A 17,630-nucleotide genomic window follows, 5' to 3' on the forward strand; every position below is an offset into this window, starting at 1 on the left:
ATGCTTCCCGTCCATCCCCTGCTTGCGGTCACCCACGCCGACCCTTATCCCTATTACGCCGCGCTGGCGCGCGAGACGCCGCTGTATCGAGACGACGCGCTGGGCCTTTGGGTCGCCAGCCATCCGGACACGATCCAGGCCGTCATGCGCCACCCGGCCGCCCGTGTCCGCCCGCCGTCTGAACCCGTGCCGCCAGGCCTGTTCCCTGGCCCGGCAGGCGCGCTGTTCGGCCGTTTCGTGCGCATGAACGATAGCGGCCTGCACACGCGGATCAAGACGCTGCTGGCCGCATTCATTCGCGAGCAGGGCACGCAGCCCTGTACCCCGCAGTGGCCCGGGTTGCCGACCCTGGATGCCGCCGCCGTGGACGGCTACCTGACCGCCGCGCCCGTGCATGCGCAAGCGGCCTTTCTGGGATTGGCCCCGGTCGTGCAAGCCGATTGCGCGATGCACATTGCCGCGTTCCTGTCCGCCTTGCCCGCCACCGCGAACGCGGACCAGATCGCCGCCGGCCATGCCGCGGCCCAGGCGCTTCAAGACTGCCTGGAATGCCTGCTGCTTGCGGAAGACGCCGCTCCCGCGTTGTGCAGGCTGCGCCAGGACGGCGCGCGCGCCGATATCCCCGTCGCCCTGATCGCGGCGAACCTGGCGGGCCTGTTGTTTCAGTCCTGCGAAGCCGGCGCCGGATTGCTGGGCAATGCGCTGGTGCATGCCGGCCGGCATGGCTTGCGCAAGGACGCCCCCCGAGCCGCGACAAGAGCCGTCATTGACCATGTGATCCGTCACGACCCACCGCTGCACAACACGCGGCGATTCCTGGCCGACGCCATCACGATTGCCGGGCAACGGATCGAGGCCGGCCAGACCGTGTTGCTGGTGCTGGCCGCCGCCGCCACGGTCCAACCCGATGCCGGCTGGACATTTGGTGCGCTGGGTCACGCCTGCCCTGGCCAAGACCTGGCGCGCGACCATGCCGCCGACGCGCTGTCGCACCTGCTGCAAGCCGGTATCTCGCCTGCCGCCCTGGCCTCTGATTTCCGTTACCGGCCGCTGCCCAATGCGCGCGTGCCGCTGTTTGCATTTCCCAAGGAGCACACGCGATGATCGCCGTGATATTTGAAGTCGAGCCTGCCAACGGCAACCCCGATCCCTATCTGCATATTGCCGCCGGCCTGATCGACGAGCTCAAGGCCATTGATGGATTCATTTCCGTCGAGCGCTTCCAGAGCCTGAGCACGCCGGGCAAGTTGCTGTCACTGTCGTTCTGGCGCGATGAAGACGCGGTCAAGCACTGGAGGTCGCTGGAATCGCACCGCCGCGCGCAAGAAGCCGGGCGTGGCGGCGTATTCCAGAACTATCGCCTGCGGGTCGCCCAGGTGCTGCGCGACTATGGCATGACAGAACGCGACGAGGCACCCGCCGATAGCCGCAACCGACACGGCTGATGGTTGGCGGTGGGCGCTCACGAAGCGCCAATGGGACACATCGCGCAACAGCCGGCGGCTCTCCGGTACCATTCCCTCTACGCCGCCTTTTCCGCCATGCCAACGCGCCATGACCACCGCCGCCCCAGCTCGCCCCACCCCACTGCAAGTCGATCTGGCACGCCATATCGCTGAAGACATCGTGGCACGGCGGCACCGCCCAGGCGATCACCTGTCGGAAGAAGCCCTGGCGGCGGCTTACGAGGTATCGCGCACGCCGGTGCGCGGCGCGCTGCGCCTGCTGGCCGCCAAGGGCCTGATCACGCATCGCCCCAACAGCGGATACACCGTTGCGGACAATGCCGCCACGGCCCCTGCGATCGAAGGCGCCAGCCCTACCCAGAACGAGCTCTACCGCCGCTTGATTGACGATCGCGCGCAGCGTAGCCTGCCCGACACCTTCACGGAACGTGACCTGCGCCTACGCTATGACGCACCGCGCAGCGTGCTGGCCAAGACGCTCTTGCAGTTGTCCGCCGACGGCCTGATCGAAAAGCGCAAGGGCCATGGCTGGCAATTCGCCCCTTCGCTTGAGAATGCCGAAGCGCTCGGCGAAAGCTACCGTTTCCGCATGGCCATCGAATGCGCCGGGTTGCTGGAACCGTCGTTCCGGGTGGACAAGCCGGCGCTGGCACGCATGCGCGCTGCCCACGAAGCGCTGATCCAACGCGATGACGCCGACATCTCGGCCACCGAGTTTTTCGGCCTGAACGCTTCGTTTCATGAATTGCTGGCCCGTTTCTCGGGCAATCGCTACATCTTGCAGGCGGTGCAACAACAGAATCAGCTACGACGGCTGGAAGAACACGCCGCGTTCTATCGCGATGCGCGCTTCGTCAACTCCAGCAGCGAGCATCTGCGAATCATCGAAGCGTTGGAAGCGGGCGACCAGGAACGGGCAGCCCAGCTCATGCGCCACCACCTCACCACGTCGCTGCACGCCTCCTGACCCTGCGGTTGTCTACTCTCCCGGCTGGAGCTCCCACCGAATTGTATTTTTTATTTGTTTAATACAAAATAAGCGAACCTGAACTCACTCGAAGCAGGATCGCTCATGCCGTCATCGCCCACCCCCGCCGTCCATCCCGAAGCCTATTGGATGCCCTTTACCGCCAACCGGCGCGTCAAGCGCGACCCGGTCTTGTTCACCGCCGCCGAGGGCATGCACTACATCCGCCCCGACGGCCGCCGCGTGCTGGACGGCATCGCCGGGCTGTGGTGTGTGAATGCAGGCCACCGCCGGCCGGAAATCGTGGATGCCATCGCCCGCACGGCTTATGAACTGGACTACGCGCCATCGTTCCAAATGAGCCACCCACTGGCCTTCGAGCTGGCCGATGCCCTATGCGCGGAAGCGCCTGCCGGCTTTTCCAATGTGTTTTTCTCGAACTCCGGCTCGGAAGCCGTCGACACCGCGCTGAAGATCGCGCTGGGCTACCACCGGGCGCGCGGCCAGGGCCAGCGCGTACGCTTGATCGGGCGCGAACGCTCGTATCACGGCGTGGGGTTCGGCGGTTTGTCGGTGTCGGGCATCGGCGGCCACCGCAAGCCCTTCGGCAATCTGCTGCCATATGTGGACCACCTGCCGCACACCTATGACCGCCAGCAGATGGCCTACACGCGCGGTCAGCCGGATTGGGGAGCCCATCTGGCCGACACGCTGGAACGCATCGTGGCACTGCACGACGCCTCCACCATCGCCGCCGTCATCGTCGAACCGGTGGCCGGTTCCACCGGTGTGATCGTGCCGCCCAGGGGCTATCTCCAACGCCTGCGCGAGATCTGCGACGCGCATGGCATCTTGCTGATTTTCGATGAGGTGATCTGCGCCTTCGGGCGTATTGACGGCGCATTCGCGTCGTCCTACTTCGGCGTCAAGCCAGACATCATCACCAGCGCCAAGGGATTGACCAACGGCGCCATCCCGATGGGTGCAACGCTGGTGCAGCAGCACGTGTACGACGCCTTCATGCAGGGGCCCGAAAACGCCATCGAGTTCTCGCACGGCTACACGTATTCAGGCCATCCGGTCGCGTGCGCCGCCGGCTTGGCGATGCTGGATATCTGCCGCCGCGAAGGCCTGTTCCAACGCAGCCAGGAACTGTCACGCTACTGGGAAGACGCGGCGCACAGCCTGAAAGGTTTGCCGCATGTGGTCGACATCCGCAATATCGGCCTGCTGGCCGCGATTGAACTGGCGCCCCTGGATGGACAACCTGGTCAGCGCGCCTATGCCGTGCACAACGCCTGCCTGGAGCGTGGATGTCTGATCCGATCGGCGGGCGACACGATGCTGCTGTCGCCCCCACTCGTCATCGAGCGTGCCCAGATTGATGAGCTGTTCACGGTGCTGGCGGACGTCTTGCGCGCCAGCGCCTGACCCGATCGGCGCGACTCAGGCCAGATGGCGTGCCACGGCCTGGACAACACGCCGCACGTCATCGGCAGACACGTCCAGGTGCGTCACCAGGCGCGTGGGGCCTTCGTAGACCGCGCGCATCTGGATATCTTCCTGGGCCAGCGCGGCCGTCAGCGCGTCGCAACGCGAGGGCTCGAATTCCACGAACAGCATATTGGTGTCCTGGCTCAAGACCTTCACGCCCGCAATGCCGCGCAGCCCCTCGGCCAGCGCGCGGGCGTTTTCATGGTCATCCGCCAGGCGTTCGACGTTGTGCTCCAACGCATACAGGCAAGCCGCCGCCAGCACGCCCGACTGCCGCAAGCCACCGCCCAACATCTTGCGCCAACGGCGCGCGCGGGCAATCAATTCCTGGCTGCCCACCAGCACGGACCCCACCGGCGCACCCAGCCCCTTCGAGAAGCACACGGACACGGAATCGAACGGCTGGCACATATCCGCCAAGGGCTTGCCGCTGGCCACCGCCGCATTGAACACGCGCGCGCCGTCCAGGTGTGTACCCAGGCCATGCTCACGCGCCCACGACGTCGCGGCCTGTATGTAATTGGCCGGGATCAGCTTGCCGTGGAACGTGTTCTCCAGCGCCAATAGACGGGTGCGGGCAAAGTGCGGATCGCCCAGGGGTTTCAGCGCCGCGGCCAGCTTTTCCAGCGGCAACGAACCGTCTTCCGCGTGCTCGATGGGTTGCGGCTGGATACTGCCCAACACCGCCGCGCCACCCCCTTCGTACTTGTAGGTGTGGGCCAGTTGCCCCACCAGATATTCGTCACCCCGATCGCAATGCGCCATCAACGCGGCCAGATTGCTTTGCGTGCCGGACGGAAAGAACAGGCCTGCCGCCTTGCCCGCGCGCTCGGCCAAGGCCGCCTGCAACTGGATCACGGTCGGATCGTCTCCCATCACATCGTCGCCCAACGGGGCGGAAACCATCGCCTGCAACATGGCCGCCGACGGCCGTGTGACAGTGTCGCTACGCAGATCGATCATGGGAAGTCCTTGTATGGAAAATGAAAATCGGATGCGGAATCACGAGGCGCGCGCCGTGGGCGCCGCGCGGCTGACGACGAAGATGCCGGCCAGGATCAAGACCATGCCGCCCAGTTCGCCCAACGACGGGCGTTCTGACAGGATCACCCAGGCCAACAGCATGGCAACCACCGGCACGCCCAGGCTGGACAGGCCAGCGATCGATGCCGGCACACGGCGCACCACCTGTAGCCAAAGCAGCCAGCCTGCCGCCGTGGCAATCAAGACGATGTAGGTCATGCCCGTCCAGAGCGGCCAGTCCCACTGCGCCGTCATCTGCGGCACCAGAAAGGCCACGGGCACCATGACCAATCCGCCAAACAGCATCTGCCAGGCCGTGAACGTCATCACGTCAGGGGCATGGCGTTCAAACATGCGCTTGGACAACACCGTGCCCACGCCCCAGCACAGGCCACTGCCCAGCCCCAGCAGCACGGGGCGGATATCGCCCAGGCCATTCCAGGGCTCCACGAAACAGACCAGCCCGATCGCCGCCAGGCCGATGCCCAGTCCGTGCCGGATGGACGGGCGCTCGCCCAGCAGCCACCACGCGAACAGCACGACCCAGAACGGCATGGTGTAGGCCATCAACGACACCTTGCCCACGCCGCCCGACACCAGCGCCGTCTGCACGAAGCCCTGGAATCCGGCGGTCTGCGTCAGCCCGATCAGCAAGGTCAATTTCCATGGCGGCATGGCCAGCGGCCGCCGCGTGATGATGGCCAGCGCGAACAACACCAGGGCACCCGTCACATAGCGCAGCGCCACGAAGTCAAACGGACCAATGTAGGGCACGATCAGTTTCATCGCTATCCAACTACCTGCCCAGACCACGATGGTGCTGAACATCAGGGCTAGCCCTGCGCGATCGAAACTGCTGCGGCTCACTTCCATGGCTCCGTTTTGTGAGGGTTCAGAAAAAGGAAAGACGCCCGCACCGGCAATTACCGGTGCGGGCGCCTGACATTATGCTCCCGTCACGCTGCAAGTCTCCGGCCCGTCACGGCCGGAACGGTTACAGAGGTTTGGACAGTTGTTCCAGGATGGCCGGATTTTCCAACGTGGACACGTCCTGCGTCACTTCCTCGCCCTTGGCCACCACGCGCAGCAAGCGGCGCATGATCTTGCCCGAACGGGTCTTGGGCAGGTTGTCGCCAAACCGGATGTCCTTGGGCTTGGCAATGGGGCCGATTTCCTTGGCCACCCAGTCGCGCAGTTGCTTGGCGATGGCCAGCGCCTGCTCCCCTTCCGGACGCGCCTGTTTCAGCACCACGAACGCCACCACGGCTTCACCCGTCGTGTCGTCCGGGCGGCCCACCACGGCGGCTTCCGCCACCAGTTCGTGCGCCACCAGCGCCGATTCGACTTCCATCGTGCCCAGGCGGTGGCCCGACACGTTCAGCACGTCGTCGATGCGGCCCATGATCCAGAAATAGCCGTCGGCATCGCGTTGCGCGCCGTCGCCCGCCAGGTAGTAGCCACGCAGTTCCGACGGGAAGTAGCTCTTCTTGAAGCGTTCCGGGTCGCCCCAGATGTTGCGGATCATCGCGGGCCACGGACGCTTGATGACCAGGAAGCCACCATTGCCCTTTTCGACGTCGCCCCCCGTCTCGTCGACGATGGCGGCGGCGATGCCCGGCAGCGGCAGCGTGCACGAACCCGGCTTGGTCGGCGTGGCGCCCGGCAGCGGGGTGATCATGTGGCCCCCGGTTTCAGTCTGCCACCAGGTATCCACGATCGGGCAGCGTTCACGGCCGATGTTCTTGTGATACCAGATCCAGGCTTCAGGGTTGATCGGTTCACCGACCGTGCCGATGATGCGCAGGCTGTCCAGATCGTAATGCTTGGGATGCGCCTCGGGCGTCGCCTCGGCCGCCTTGATCAGCGAACGGATGGCGGTGGGCGCCGTGTAGAACGTCGTGACCTTGTGGCGCGCGATCATGTCCCAGAAACGGCCAGCGTTCGGGTAGGTCGGCACGCCTTCAAACACGACCTGGGTCAAGCCGGCCGCCAGCGGGCCGTAGGTGATGTAGGTGTGGCCGGTGACCCAGCCCACATCGGCCGTGCACCAGTAGACGTCGTCCTTGCGGGCGTCGAACGTCCACTTCACGGTCAGCAGCGCCCACAGCAGATAGCCCGCCGATGAATGCTGCACGCCCTTGGGCTTGCCGGTCGAACCAGACGTATAGAGAATGAAGAGCGGATGCTCGGCGTTGACCGGCACCGGCTCGCAGGTGTCGGGCTGGCCCGCCTCGACGTCATGCATCCACAGGTCGCGCCCGTCTTTCCATTGCACCTTGCCGCCCGTGCGGCGGTACACGATGACCTTGGAAATGGCTTCGCAGCCGCCCATCGCGATGGCGTCGTCCACGGCGGGCTTCAGCGGAATGGTCTTGCCGCCGCGCACCTGCTCGTCGGCGGTGATGACCAGCGTCGCGCCCACGTCCACGATGCGTTCTTGCAGGCTCTTGGCCGAAAAGCCGCCAAACACCACCGAGTGCGTCACGCCCAGGCGCGCGCAGGCCTGCATGGCCACCACGGCTTCGATCGACATCGGCATGTAGATGATGGCGCGCTCGCCCTTCTTGTAGCCCAGCGCGGTCAAGCCATTGGCAAAACGGCACACGCGCGCGAGCAGTTCGCGGTAGCTGACCGTGTTCACCGTGCCATCGTCACCTTCAAAGATGATGGCGGTCTTGTCGGCATTGCCATTGGTCAGGTGCACGTCCAGGCAGTTGGCCGACACGTTCAGCTCGCCATCGCCGAACCAGCGGTAGAACGGAGCGTCGGATTCATCCAGCACCTGCGTGAACGGCTTGGTCCACTTCAGGTTGTCACGCGCCTGCCCAGCCCAGAATCCGTCGAAATCCTTTTCGACCTGAGCGCACAGCGCGTTGTAAGCGTCCATGCTGGGAATCGCCGCGCCCTGCGACGCGCGCTCGGGCGGCGGAAAGACGCGGGTTTCTACCAGTACGGACTCAATAGCATTCGACATGATCTTGTCTCCAATCGGTGATTCTGTTGTTAGTGCTGCTTTTTTATTGCCCACCCGCCACCGTATCGCCGCGCTCTTACGGGCACCTTACGCAAAATGCGGGCCGGAGCCCGCATACGCACGTGAACGCAGAGACCTGACAGCGCCGGCCAAGGACGGGAAACGCCGGATGAGCGTCGACCCTAGCGACACGAACAAGCAAACAACGCACCTGCATAGCAGTGCAAAGCAATCAGCTTGGGGCATCGCACATGCCGCGCGATGCCCCGAAGGCAGTTCATAAGGATAGCAGCCCGAACGCTGCCGCGGCAGCTCGCGGCATTGCGGAAGATCAGAGCGCGGGACGGCGAGCCAGGCCGCGCTTCATGTCCACGCGCGACAACAGGATCAGGCCGCCCACGAAGAACAAACCCGTCACCAGGATCGCCAGGCGATGGTCGCCGTGCGTGCCCCACGTCACCAGGCCGTAGGTCAGCGGGCCGATCACCGCGGCCAGTTGCACGGCGAAGGTCCACAGGGAGAAGAACTCGGCCAGGCGGCCGGCGGGCGCCAACGCCCCCGTCATCGCGCGGCCCGCGCTTTGCGTGGTGCCCATGCACAGGCCGGCCAACGTGGCGGCCACCCAGAACACCGGCGCCGTTGTTGCCGCATAGGCCACCAGCACCATCACGATCCAGCCGCACAACGTAATCGCCAACGCAGGCTTGTGGCCGATGCGGTCCTGCACATAGCCGAACGAAAACGCGCCCAGCGCCGCGCCGATGTTCACCGTGAACACCAGCAGCATGATCTGCGGCGTGGTGAAGCCCATGACCTCGGACGCATACACCGCCGCCAGCGTGATCACGACCGAAATGCCCGCCTGATAGCACGCGATGCACATCAGCAGCCGGCGAAACTCGGGAAAATGCTGGCCGGTCTCGCGCCAGGCGTAGGCCAGGCGCTTGAGCATGTGCAACGCTTGCGGCTTGCTTGCCTGCGGCTTCGTGCGTTCTTTCAGCATGAAGAAGGACGGCAACGCCGCCAGCGCAAACACCGCGCAGGTGACGACAATCACCCAAGGCACAAAATGTTCAGCCGTCATGCCGCGCCCTTCGGCCTGCGTCACGACCAACAGCGACAAGCCCAGCGTCAGCATGCCGCCGCAATAGCCGAAGCTCCAGCCCCAACCCGACACGCGCCCCAGCGCCACGGGCTTGGCCAGTTCCGGCAGGAACGCGGCCACCACGGACTCGCCCACGCAATAGCAATAGTTGGACACGACGATGGCGGCCAGCGCCAGCCAGACGTCGCCCGGCCCGGCTTGTGTCAACACCAGGGTGGCGGCCACGCAACCGACCGTGCTGGTGTAGAGCAAGCGGCGCTTGCTGCCGTTGGCATCGGCGCGAGCCCCCAGTGTGGGCATCGTCAACATGATGAGCAGATAGGACAGCGACAGCGCCGCGGTCCAGGCCAGCGTGGCCCACGGGGCACGCCCGCCAACCACGCCGACAAAATAGGTGCTGAACACCGCCGTGAGAATCACGGTGGTGTAGCCGGAATTCGCGAAGTCGTACATGGCCCAGGCCCAGACTTCGCGTTTGGCCACGCCGGGATTCAGGGGACTGGTGCCCCCTGCCCCGGCGTCCGGCGTGGAACCGTCCATGGACGGCCCCGGCGGTTGCGGCTGACTCACAGGCCCAGCGCGGCGATGCCTGCTTGTGCGATCAGCACGTCTTCGGTCGACTTCACGCCCGACACGCCAACCGCGCCCACCACGTGGCCGTTGACCGTGACCGGCACGCCGCCTTCCAGCATGCCTTCGATCAGCGGCGCCGACAGGAAGGACACGCGGCCGTTGTTGATCATCTCTTCGTAGATGCGCGATTCACGACGGCCCAGCGCGGCCGTCTTGGCCTTGGCGGGCGCGATGTGCGCCGAGATGGGAGCTGCGTCGTCCAAACGCAGCATGCCCAACAGATGGCCACCGTCATCGACCACCGAAATGGTCACGGCCCATTTGTTCTGCACGGCGTGTGCTTCGGCCGCGGCGAGGATCTTCTTGACGTCTTCGGCGCTCAGCACGGGTTTGGTATTCATTGCAACGACTCCTTTATCTGTTCCAGGGCGGTTGGGTCTTCAATGGTTGTCAGGTCTCCGGGATCGCGTCCTTCGCATACCGCGACGATCGCCCGGCGCAACACCTTGCCGGATCGGGTCTTGGGCAATGCGCCCACAAACCGGATCCGGGCGGGTCTTGCCACCGCTCCCAGCTGATCTTCCACTAGCCGCATGATATCCGCTTCCAGCAGCTTTGCCCCTTCCTGGGTCTCGGCGCTGGCAGGATCCTTCAAAACCGCGAACGCCATGGCGACCTGCCCCTTGAGCGCATCGGCCACGCCCACCACCGCGCATTCCGCGATGCCGTTGTGGCTGTTGACCGATTCCTCGATCTCTCGCGTGCCCAGGCGGTGGCCCGCCACGTTGATCACGTCGTCGGTGCGGCCCAGGATGAACCAATAGCCGTCGGCGTCCACCCGCCCCCAATCAAAGGTCGAATACACCTGCCGTCCGGGAATGGACGTGAAGTAGGTCTGCACGAAACGCGCATCGTCGCCCCAGATGGTGGACATCGCGCCCGGCGGCAATGGCGGCACGATGCCCACCACGCCTTTCTCGTCCGGCCCCAGGTCTTCGCCGGTGGATTCGCTGACGATGCGCGCGTCAAACCCATAGACCGGGAAGGACGGGCTGCCGAAACGGGTAGGCACGCGCTCCACGCCCGGCTGGGCCGACAGAATGGGCCAGCCGGACTCGGTCTGCCAATAGTTGTCGATGATGGGCTTGCCCAGACCGTCCGAAATCCAATGCGCGGTTGGCTCGTCCAACGGTTCACCCGCCAGATAGACGGCCCGCAGGCTGGACAGGTCATGCCGCTTGAGCAGCGCCGGATCCTGCCGCTTCAGAACGCGCACCGCCGTCGGCGCCGAAAACAGCGTATTGACGCCGAACTGCTCGACCAGCTTCCAGAGAATGGCGCCGTCCGGGCGCACGGGCGTGCCCTCGTAAAGCACCGTCGCCTGCCCCCCGATCAAGGGGCCGTAGATGATGTAGGAATGCCCGACCACCCAGCCGATATCGCTGGTGCAGAAAAAGGTGTCCCCCGCCCGCCCGTTGAACAGGTATTCCATCGACGAGGCCAGCGCCACGGCATAGCCGCCGGTATCGCGCTGCACGCCCTTGGGCTTGCCGGTCGTGCCGGACGTATAAAGGATGTAGCTGGGCTCGGACGATTCCAGCCATTGCACCGGCACCCGTGCCCCGTTGTGGCGCGCGCGCAGGGTCGCGTAGTCCAGGTCGCGCCCGGCCACCGGCTCGAAGGGCGCCAGGCCGCGGTCGAACACCACTACAGAGGCCGGCGGCGTCTTCGCCAACCCCAGCGCCCGGTCCAGCAACGGCTTGTAGGGCACGACCTTGCCGCCACGCGACCCGCCGTCGGTGCATACCACCACTTTCGGCGCCGCATCATCGATCCGCTGGGCCAGATTGACCGACGCAAAGCCGCCGAACACCACGGAATGCACCGCGCCGATCCGGGCGCAGGCCAGCATCGTGAATACCGCCTCCGGCACCATCGGCATGTACAGCAGCACCCGGTCGCCGCGCCCCACGCCCAACTCTTTCAGCATGGCGGCCGCGGCGTTGACCTCTTCATAGACGTCCTGGCGGGTGTAGACCTGTTCGCGCTCGACCTCGGTGGACACCCAGATCAAGGCAGGCTTGTCAGCCTGGGTGGGCAGCCAGCGATCAACCGCGTTGTAGCAAAGATTGGTCTTGCCGCCTACGAACCACTTGGCGAATGGCGGACGTGAAAAATCCAGGACAGAATCGAAAGGGGTTTCCCAATGAATGCGGCTGGCCTCCTCGCGCCAGAACGCATCACGGTCATGCAATGATCTGTAATGGAAATCCCGGGTTTTTTGCATTTGTGTCTCCTGGTATTGTTCATACGCCTTTTGGCTGATTGATTTCTTTGCGAATCATTTAGTCATTCTGGTAGGCAAACCTTGCACGAGGCTTGCCGCAAGTCAAAAAAGTTCTGCCAAATATCCAAGCCTCATGGATAAATAGCCGATCTGTCACAGACCGGTCTTAAAAGTTTTGGTAGAATCCCCGCGAAGTTGTAGATAAATGTTGATTTTGCTGACATCTCGGCTCGATCCACGGCTAATCCCGTGGTTTTTGCTGTCATCCGGCAAGTCATCCCAGGCGAATGCATCGACACTCCATACTCGCGCGATTCAATTCATCCACTGGCCAAGCGTACCGGGGTCTGCGTACGTTCGCGCTATTGGCTTGCGTAGCGGGTTTGGCAGGTTGTGCTGGCACTGGCCAGAAGTCAACTGCCCATTCGTCCGAGATTGATCCGTACGAAATGGAATGGGTAGCCACCTCCGATGATCCCATCGGCATGCTGGTGGTGCATAAATTCAAGCGCGAACGCCAGCAGACCCACACAGGCGTCAGCAGCGACAACGCCATGGTCAGCGAAGCCCTGAACTACCTGGGTATCCGCTACCGCTTCGGCGGCAGTTCCCCCGATACCGGATTTGATTGCAGCGGCCTGGTCACTTATTCGGCCGAACGTTCGCTGGGCCTGAAGCTGCCCCGCAACGCCGCCGAGATGGCCCAGCAAGGCGTCTCCGTCGCCAAGAACGAACTCAAGGCCGGCGATCTGGTCTTCTTCAACACGATGGGCCGCCGCTATTCGCACGTAGGCATCTACCTGGGCGACGACCGCTTCGTGCACTCGCCCAGCGCCGGCGGCGTCGTGCGCGTTGAAAGCATGACCATGGCGTACTGGACCAAGCGCTATAACGGCGCCCGCCGCCTGGACAACAGCCTGATGGCTTCCGCCCGCGCCGCAAACTGATCTTTCGCCCTGGCAGCCTTGCCTGCGCTAGCCAGGCGCCCCGCCAAAAAAAGCAAAACGCCGTCAGACTTCAGTCTGACGGCGTTTTTCATTGCTCTTCGCAGCCTCTAGGGGCCGCAGGCCGTTTCGGCCTCCCCAGTTTGTGATCCAGCCGGCAAGCGGCAAATATCAGTGCACGGTGCCAGCGCGCGGGCACAGGCCGCATTGCTGCAAGGCTTGCTGCATGCTGCACACCGAACGGCGACAAGCCACGACCCGGATGCCACCGCGCTGCGCGGCATTACGGAAAGTCTTCATCACGTTGTGGCCCAGGAAGTCGGTCAGCAAGATAACCAGCTGCGTGCCCGAGGGAAGTTGAAGCGTCTTTTTTTGATGCGAAGGATCACGGCCACTGATGTGGTGCGTAATCGAGATGTTGTGACCTTTAAGCAGATCAGGAATATTGCCGAGACGATCGGCACCCACTACCACTGCACTTAGTCCTGCCGTCATGTCGAACCTCACTGGGTCGTTGAGCCTGGATGTAATGATAATGATTCCTATTTTTTAGTCAACTTAAATGAGATCGGTTCTTATTTAATTATTTTTATGAGCTTATCAAAAGGGATAGTGAGATTTGCTATCAGCCAGGGAACTCGGGCCTTTCCAGCCTGTCGCCCCAGGGGAAAGCCCCAATGAAAAAGCGCGGCGCCTTCTCAGGCGCCGCGCTTTTTCATCCCAACGGATTCGGACGAAATTCGTCTGGCCGGGCTACTTCGGAGCGCCCTGCACCGCTTCGGACACGACCGCGCGGGTCAGCGATGGCGCCAGCATTTCCAGGAACGTGTAGACGTAGTCGCGCAGGAACACGCCCGACTTCACGCCCACGCGCGTCGTATGCGTGCCGAACAGATGGCCGACCGGCAATCCCACCAGATTGGAGTCGCGGCGCGGGTCATAGGCCACCCCGGCGATGATGCCGATGCCCAGGCCCACGTCCACGTAGGTCTTGATCACGTCCGCATCGATGGCTTCCAGCACGATGTCGGGGTGGATGCCCTGGTTGGCGAACACTTCATCGATCGTGCTGCGGCCCGTGAACGCACGGTCATAGGTCACGATCGGAAATTCCGCTAATTGCGCCAACGACAGCCGCTTGGCGGCGCTGGAGGTCAGTTCCGCCAGGGGATGGTCGGGCCGCACGACGACGGTGTGCTCCCAGGCGTACACCGGCAACGTGGCCAGGCCTGGCGTCAGGGCCAGGGATTCCGTCGCCAGCGCCAGATCGGCCTGTTCGTGCAGCACCATTTCCGCCAACTGGGCCGGGCTGCCTTCGGCGAGCGACAGGTGTACCTTGGGGAATTGTTTGCGGAACGCAGGAATCACGCGCGGCAACAGGTAGCGTGCCTGCGTGTGGGTGCAGGCAATCACCAGACCGCCTTCGTCCCGACGCGCGAACTCATCGCTGACTTTTTTCAGGTTGTCGACTTCGCGCATGATGCGATCGATCACTTGCGACACCGCCAGGCCGGGTTTGGTCAGGCCCTTGATGCGCTTGCCGTGGCGTTCAAAGATCTTGATGCCCAGCTCATCTTCAAATTCGATGATGGCCTTGGACACTCCAGGCTGCGAGGTATAGAGCATCCGGGCGGCTTCGGTCAGGTTGAAGTCGCGCCGGATGGTTTCACGCACAAAACGAAATTGCTGGAGGTTCATATAATTGGCCCCTGTTAGAGGGACCAATTATAAGTAATAAGGACGCCTTGTTATATGACTTATTTATATAAGCTTAGGAGCAAGACGTCCCCCTTTCAGCGCATCGAGATCGTGGTGTTCACGGTCTTGGCATGCGCGGACCAGCGGGCCGTGACCGTCTTGGTCTGCGTCCAGAACTGAACCGCCTGCTTGCCGTTGGGGCCCAGGTCACCCAGCTTGGAACCGCGCGAGCCCGTGAAACTGAACCATGCCACCGGCACGGGAATCGGCACGTTGATGCCCACTTGGCCGACGTCGATATTGTTCTGGAAGTAGCGCGCCGCGCCGCCGTCCTGGGTGAACAAGGCCACGCCGTTGCCGTTCGGATTGCGGTTGATGAAGGCCACCGCGTCTTCCAGCGTTTCCACGCCAACGCAGCACAGGACCGGCCCGAAGATTTCTTCGGTGTAGATGGTCATGTCTTCGTTCACGCCGTCGAAAATCGTCGGGCCCACGAAGTTGCCCTGCTCAAAGCCCGACACCTTCACATTACGGCCGTCCAGCAACAGCTTGGCGCCTTCGTCCACACCCTTCTGGATCAGGCTTTCCACGCGCTTCTTGGCGTTCGGCGACACCAGCGGGCCCAGATCCGCCTCGCGGTCGGTGCCGGAATTGACCTTCAGCTTCTTGGAACGCTCAACGAAGTCGGGCAGCCAGTTGCGGGCTTCGCCCACCAGCACCGCCACGGACGAGGCCATGCAGCGCTGGCCAGCCGCGCCGAAAGCGGCGCCAACCAGTTGGTTCAGCGCGACTTCCGGATCGGCGTCCGGCAGGATCACGCAGTGGTTCTTGGCGCCCATCATCGACTGGCAACGCTTGCCCGCCGCCGACGCGCGGTTGTAGATCTCGGTGCCCACGCGGGTCGAACCGATGAACGACACCGCCTTGATATCGGGGTGTTCGCACAGGCCGTTGGCGGTATCCGGGCCGCCGTGCACCACGTTCAGCACGCCCGGCGGCAAACCCGCTTCCAGCGCCAGTTGGGCCAGGTACAGCGATGCGGTCGGATCTTGCTCGGACGGTTTCAGCACGAAGCTGTTGCCGCAGGCCACGGCGATCGGGAACATGAAGCACGGCAGCATCACCGGGAAGTTGAACGCGGTGATGCCCGCGCACACGCCCAGCGGCTGGATCAGCGTGTAGACGTCGATGCCGGAGGCGGCATTCTCGGCGTATTCACCCAATTGCAGGTTGGCGATCGAGCAAGCGTGCTCGACGACTTCCAAGCCGCGCCCGATCTCGCCTTCGGCGTCCGGCAGCGTCTTGCCGTGTTCGCGCGTGATCATCTCGGCCAGCTTGCCGCTATTGGCGCGCAGCAGTTCCTGGAACTTCAGCATGACGCGCATCCGCGCGCCCTGCCCGCTATTGCGCCAGGTCTTGAAAGCTTCCTTGGCGTTGGAGACGGCCAGGTCCAGCTCTTCGCGCGTTGCGAAAGGCACCTTGGCCACGACCTCCTGAGTGGCGGGGTTGATCACGTCTCGCCATTCGGTGGTTTTGGACTGCACAAGCTTGCCGCCGATCAATAGCGGAACGCGGGGGACTTCACTCATTTGATGCTCCTCACACTGCGTAGTCGATGCGGATGGAATCCGCGTTCATGATGCTTGCCGCGCGCCACCGGACAGAGGTCCGGCCGGCGCGTCGGGCTATTTCTTCACCAGCGGGCAGCTCGAATCGGCCAGGGGCTGGAACGCTTCCGCGGCCGGGATGGTGGCCACCAGTTTGGAATAGTCCCAACCGCCCTTGGAATCCGCAGGCTTCTTCACTTCGTACAGGTACATGTCGTGAATCACGCGGCCATCGGGGCGGATCGAGGCATTGCGCATGATCGGATCCTTGATGGGCAGTTCACGCATCTTGTCGGCCACCACTTTGCCGTCGGTGCTGCCGGCCGCCGCTGCCGAACGCAGGTAATGCAGCACGCTGGAATACACGCCCGCCTGCGTCATCGTCGGCTTCAGGCCGCGGAAGGCCTTCTCGAAGCGCGAGGACCACTGGCGCGAGGCATCATCGTAATCCCAATAAAAACCGTCCACGTAGGACAGGCCTTGCGCGCTTTCCAGACCCAGCGCTCGCAGGTCCGACAGGAAGATCAACAGCGACACCAAGCGCTGGCCGCCCGCCACGATGCCGAATTCGCGCGCCTGCTTGACCGCATTGACCGTATCCTGCCCGCCGTTGGCCAGCGCCACGACCTGGGCCTTGGAGCTTTGTGCTTGCAGCAGGTAGGACGCGAAATCGGGCGCGTTCAAGGGATGGCGCACACTGCCCACCACCGTGCCGCCCAATGCCTTCACCGCCTTGACGGTGTCGGCTTCCAGCGAATGGCCAAAGGCGTAATCCACGGTGATGAAGTACCAGGACTTGCCGCCCGCCCGCACCGTGGCCTTGGCGCCGCCCGCGGATTGCGAATAGGTGTCGAACATCCAGTGGAAACCGACGGGCGAGCATTCCTTGTTGGTCAGCGCCGTCGTGGCCGGGCCGGAGAACATCACGACCTTGTTCTTCTCGCGTGCGATGCCCTGCACGGCAAGCGCCACGGCGGAATTCGTCAGGTCGGCGATAGCGGTCACGCCGTCGCGATCAAACCACTCACGGGCTTTCGCAGCGCCCACATCCGCCTTGTTCTGATTGTCGGCGGACACCAGTTCAATCTTCATGCCCTTGCATTCGGCCGCCAGGCAGTCGTCGATGGCCAATTGCGCCGCCGCCACCGAACCCGCGCCCCCCATGCCGGCGTAGGTGCCGGACATGTCCGTCAGAATGCCGATTTTCACGGGCGGCTTATCCGCCGCTTGCGCCTGGCTTACCAGCAATGCGCCCAGACATAAGCCTGCGGCCAGCCCGCGTGCGTGCAATTTCATGGATTTGTCTCCTGAGTTTTATGCGTTATGGCGCCGTCTTTGCGGCCTGCGACTCCCAGGGCAATGCCCCAAGGCCTGCCGACCCAGTGTAGATGTGTGAAAATCAACAAGCAACACTAGAAATGCACATTCCTTGTGCATTCATGCACAATCAAAATTTGGCCCTGCGCCGCCTTGTGCGCCGGGCATCTGGGGA

General features: G+C 63.6%; 15 protein-coding genes. 5 read left to right on the plus strand and 10 right to left on the minus strand.

Features of this window, described 5'->3' with window-relative positions:
• The 4 genes from HV753_RS20285 (at nt 1) to aptA (ending at nt 3,864) form a co-directional block, all read left to right on the plus strand.
• Entirely contained in the window at nt 1-1,104 is a 1,104-nt protein-coding gene (locus tag HV753_RS20285) for a cytochrome P450 (RefSeq protein ID WP_175176394.1), read from the plus strand.
• On the plus strand, nt 1,101-1,445 hold the full coding sequence (locus HV753_RS20290) for an antibiotic biosynthesis monooxygenase family protein (protein WP_175176395.1): 345 nt from the start codon (nt 1,101-1,103) through the stop codon (nt 1,443-1,445). Before HV753_RS20285 ends, HV753_RS20290 begins: the two co-directional genes overlap by 4 nt.
• A gap of 109 nt (nt 1,446-1,554) precedes the next feature.
• The gene (locus tag HV753_RS20295) at nt 1,555-2,433 is read left to right on the plus strand and encodes a GntR family transcriptional regulator (RefSeq protein ID WP_175176396.1); all 879 of its coding nucleotides are present in this window, start codon (nt 1,555-1,557) and stop codon (nt 2,431-2,433) included.
• A 105-nt stretch (nt 2,434-2,538) separates the two neighbouring features.
• Nucleotides 2,539-3,864 carry an omega-aminotransferase AptA gene (gene aptA, locus HV753_RS20300; RefSeq protein ID WP_175176397.1) on the plus strand — a complete coding sequence of 442 codons (1,326 nt, stop codon included), beginning with the start codon at nt 2,539-2,541 and terminating at the stop codon, nt 3,862-3,864.
• Nucleotides 3,865-3,879: 15 nt separating this feature from the next.
• On the opposite strand, the gene ltaE is transcribed toward aptA, so the two are convergent.
• From ltaE to HV753_RS20330, 6 genes are all read right to left on the minus strand, one after another.
• Nucleotides 3,880-4,890 (minus strand): low-specificity L-threonine aldolase, encoded by a 1,011-nt coding sequence (gene ltaE, locus HV753_RS20305; protein ID WP_175176398.1) that lies wholly within the window; start codon nt 4,888-4,890, stop codon nt 3,880-3,882.
• 39 nt (nt 4,891-4,929) lie between these two features.
• Nucleotides 4,930-5,817, minus strand: a complete 888-nt coding sequence (locus HV753_RS20310; RefSeq protein WP_175176399.1) for a DMT family transporter — start codon at nt 5,815-5,817, stop codon at nt 4,930-4,932.
• Between the two features lie 127 nt (nt 5,818-5,944).
• Entirely contained in the window at nt 5,945-7,924 is a 1,980-nt protein-coding gene (acs, locus tag HV753_RS20315; RefSeq protein ID WP_175176400.1) for an acetate--CoA ligase, read from the minus strand.
• A gap of 331 nt (nt 7,925-8,255) precedes the next feature.
• Complete coding sequence (locus HV753_RS20320) at nt 8,256-9,599, minus strand: MFS transporter (RefSeq protein WP_425485909.1); 1,344 nt, start codon at nt 9,597-9,599, stop codon at nt 8,256-8,258.
• Nucleotides 9,596-10,003, minus strand: coding sequence for a heme-binding protein (locus HV753_RS20325; RefSeq protein WP_006218075.1), 408 nt, complete (start codon nt 10,001-10,003; stop codon nt 9,596-9,598). Before HV753_RS20325 ends, HV753_RS20320 begins: the two co-directional genes overlap by 4 nt.
• The gene (locus tag HV753_RS20330; protein ID WP_175176402.1) at nt 10,000-11,889 is read right to left on the minus strand and encodes a propionate--CoA ligase; all 1,890 of its coding nucleotides are present in this window, start codon (nt 11,887-11,889) and stop codon (nt 10,000-10,002) included. The genes HV753_RS20325 and HV753_RS20330 overlap by 4 nt, the downstream gene beginning before the upstream one ends.
• 287 nt (nt 11,890-12,176) lie before the next feature.
• On the opposite strand from HV753_RS20330, the gene HV753_RS20335 reads away from it, so the two are divergent.
• Complete coding sequence (locus HV753_RS20335) at nt 12,177-12,836, plus strand: C40 family peptidase (protein WP_175176403.1); 660 nt, start codon at nt 12,177-12,179, stop codon at nt 12,834-12,836.
• A 168-nt stretch (nt 12,837-13,004) separates the two neighbouring features.
• On the opposite strand, the gene HV753_RS20340 is transcribed toward HV753_RS20335, so the two are convergent.
• The 4 genes from HV753_RS20340 to HV753_RS20355 form a co-directional block, all read right to left on the minus strand.
• Nucleotides 13,005-13,328 (minus strand): DUF2325 domain-containing protein, encoded by a 324-nt coding sequence (locus HV753_RS20340; protein ID WP_035212827.1) that lies wholly within the window; start codon nt 13,326-13,328, stop codon nt 13,005-13,007.
• Nucleotides 13,329-13,586: 258 nt separating this feature from the next.
• Complete coding sequence (locus tag HV753_RS20345) at nt 13,587-14,531, minus strand: CysB family HTH-type transcriptional regulator (RefSeq protein WP_175176404.1); 945 nt, start codon at nt 14,529-14,531, stop codon at nt 13,587-13,589.
• 95 nt (nt 14,532-14,626) lie between these two features.
• Nucleotides 14,627-16,120 carry a CoA-acylating methylmalonate-semialdehyde dehydrogenase gene (locus HV753_RS20350; RefSeq protein ID WP_175176405.1) on the minus strand — a complete coding sequence of 498 codons (1,494 nt, stop codon included), beginning with the start codon at nt 16,118-16,120 and terminating at the stop codon, nt 14,627-14,629.
• A gap of 96 nt (nt 16,121-16,216) precedes the next feature.
• Entirely contained in the window at nt 16,217-17,434 is a 1,218-nt protein-coding gene (locus HV753_RS20355) for an ABC transporter substrate-binding protein (RefSeq protein ID WP_175176406.1), read from the minus strand.
• Nucleotides 17,435-17,630 lie beyond the last annotated feature (196 nt).

It is taken from the genome of Achromobacter pestifer, assembly GCF_902859625.1.
Classification (GTDB): Bacteria; Pseudomonadota; Gammaproteobacteria; order Burkholderiales; family Burkholderiaceae_B; genus Achromobacter; species Achromobacter pestifer.

Coding starts and splice junctions, on each gene's coding strand:
- HV753_RS20285 (WP_175176394.1), top strand. CDS start 1: ATGCTTCCCGTCCATCCCCTGCTTGCGGTCACCCACGCCGACCCTTAT.
- HV753_RS20290 (WP_175176395.1), top strand. CDS start 1,101: ATGATCGCCGTGATATTTGAAGTCGAGCCTGCCAACGGCAACCCCGAT.
- HV753_RS20295 (WP_175176396.1), top strand. CDS start 1,555: ATGACCACCGCCGCCCCAGCTCGCCCCACCCCACTGCAAGTCGATCTG.
- aptA (WP_175176397.1), top strand. CDS start 2,539: ATGCCGTCATCGCCCACCCCCGCCGTCCATCCCGAAGCCTATTGGATG.
- ltaE (WP_175176398.1), bottom strand. CDS start 4,890: ATGATCGATCTGCGTAGCGACACTGTCACACGGCCGTCGGCGGCCATG.
- acs (WP_175176400.1), bottom strand. CDS start 7,924: ATGTCGAATGCTATTGAGTCCGTACTGGTAGAAACCCGCGTCTTTCCG.
- HV753_RS20325 (WP_006218075.1), bottom strand. CDS start 10,003: ATGAATACCAAACCCGTGCTGAGCGCCGAAGACGTCAAGAAGATCCTC.
- HV753_RS20330 (WP_175176402.1), bottom strand. CDS start 11,889: ATGCAAAAAACCCGGGATTTCCATTACAGATCATTGCATGACCGTGAT.
- HV753_RS20335 (WP_175176403.1), top strand. CDS start 12,177: ATGCATCGACACTCCATACTCGCGCGATTCAATTCATCCACTGGCCAA.
- HV753_RS20340 (WP_035212827.1), bottom strand. CDS start 13,328: ATGACGGCAGGACTAAGTGCAGTGGTAGTGGGTGCCGATCGTCTCGGC.
- HV753_RS20345 (WP_175176404.1), bottom strand. CDS start 14,531: ATGAACCTCCAGCAATTTCGTTTTGTGCGTGAAACCATCCGGCGCGAC.
- HV753_RS20350 (WP_175176405.1), bottom strand. CDS start 16,120: ATGAGTGAAGTCCCCCGCGTTCCGCTATTGATCGGCGGCAAGCTTGTG.
- HV753_RS20355 (WP_175176406.1), bottom strand. CDS start 17,434: ATGAAATTGCACGCACGCGGGCTGGCCGCAGGCTTATGTCTGGGCGCA.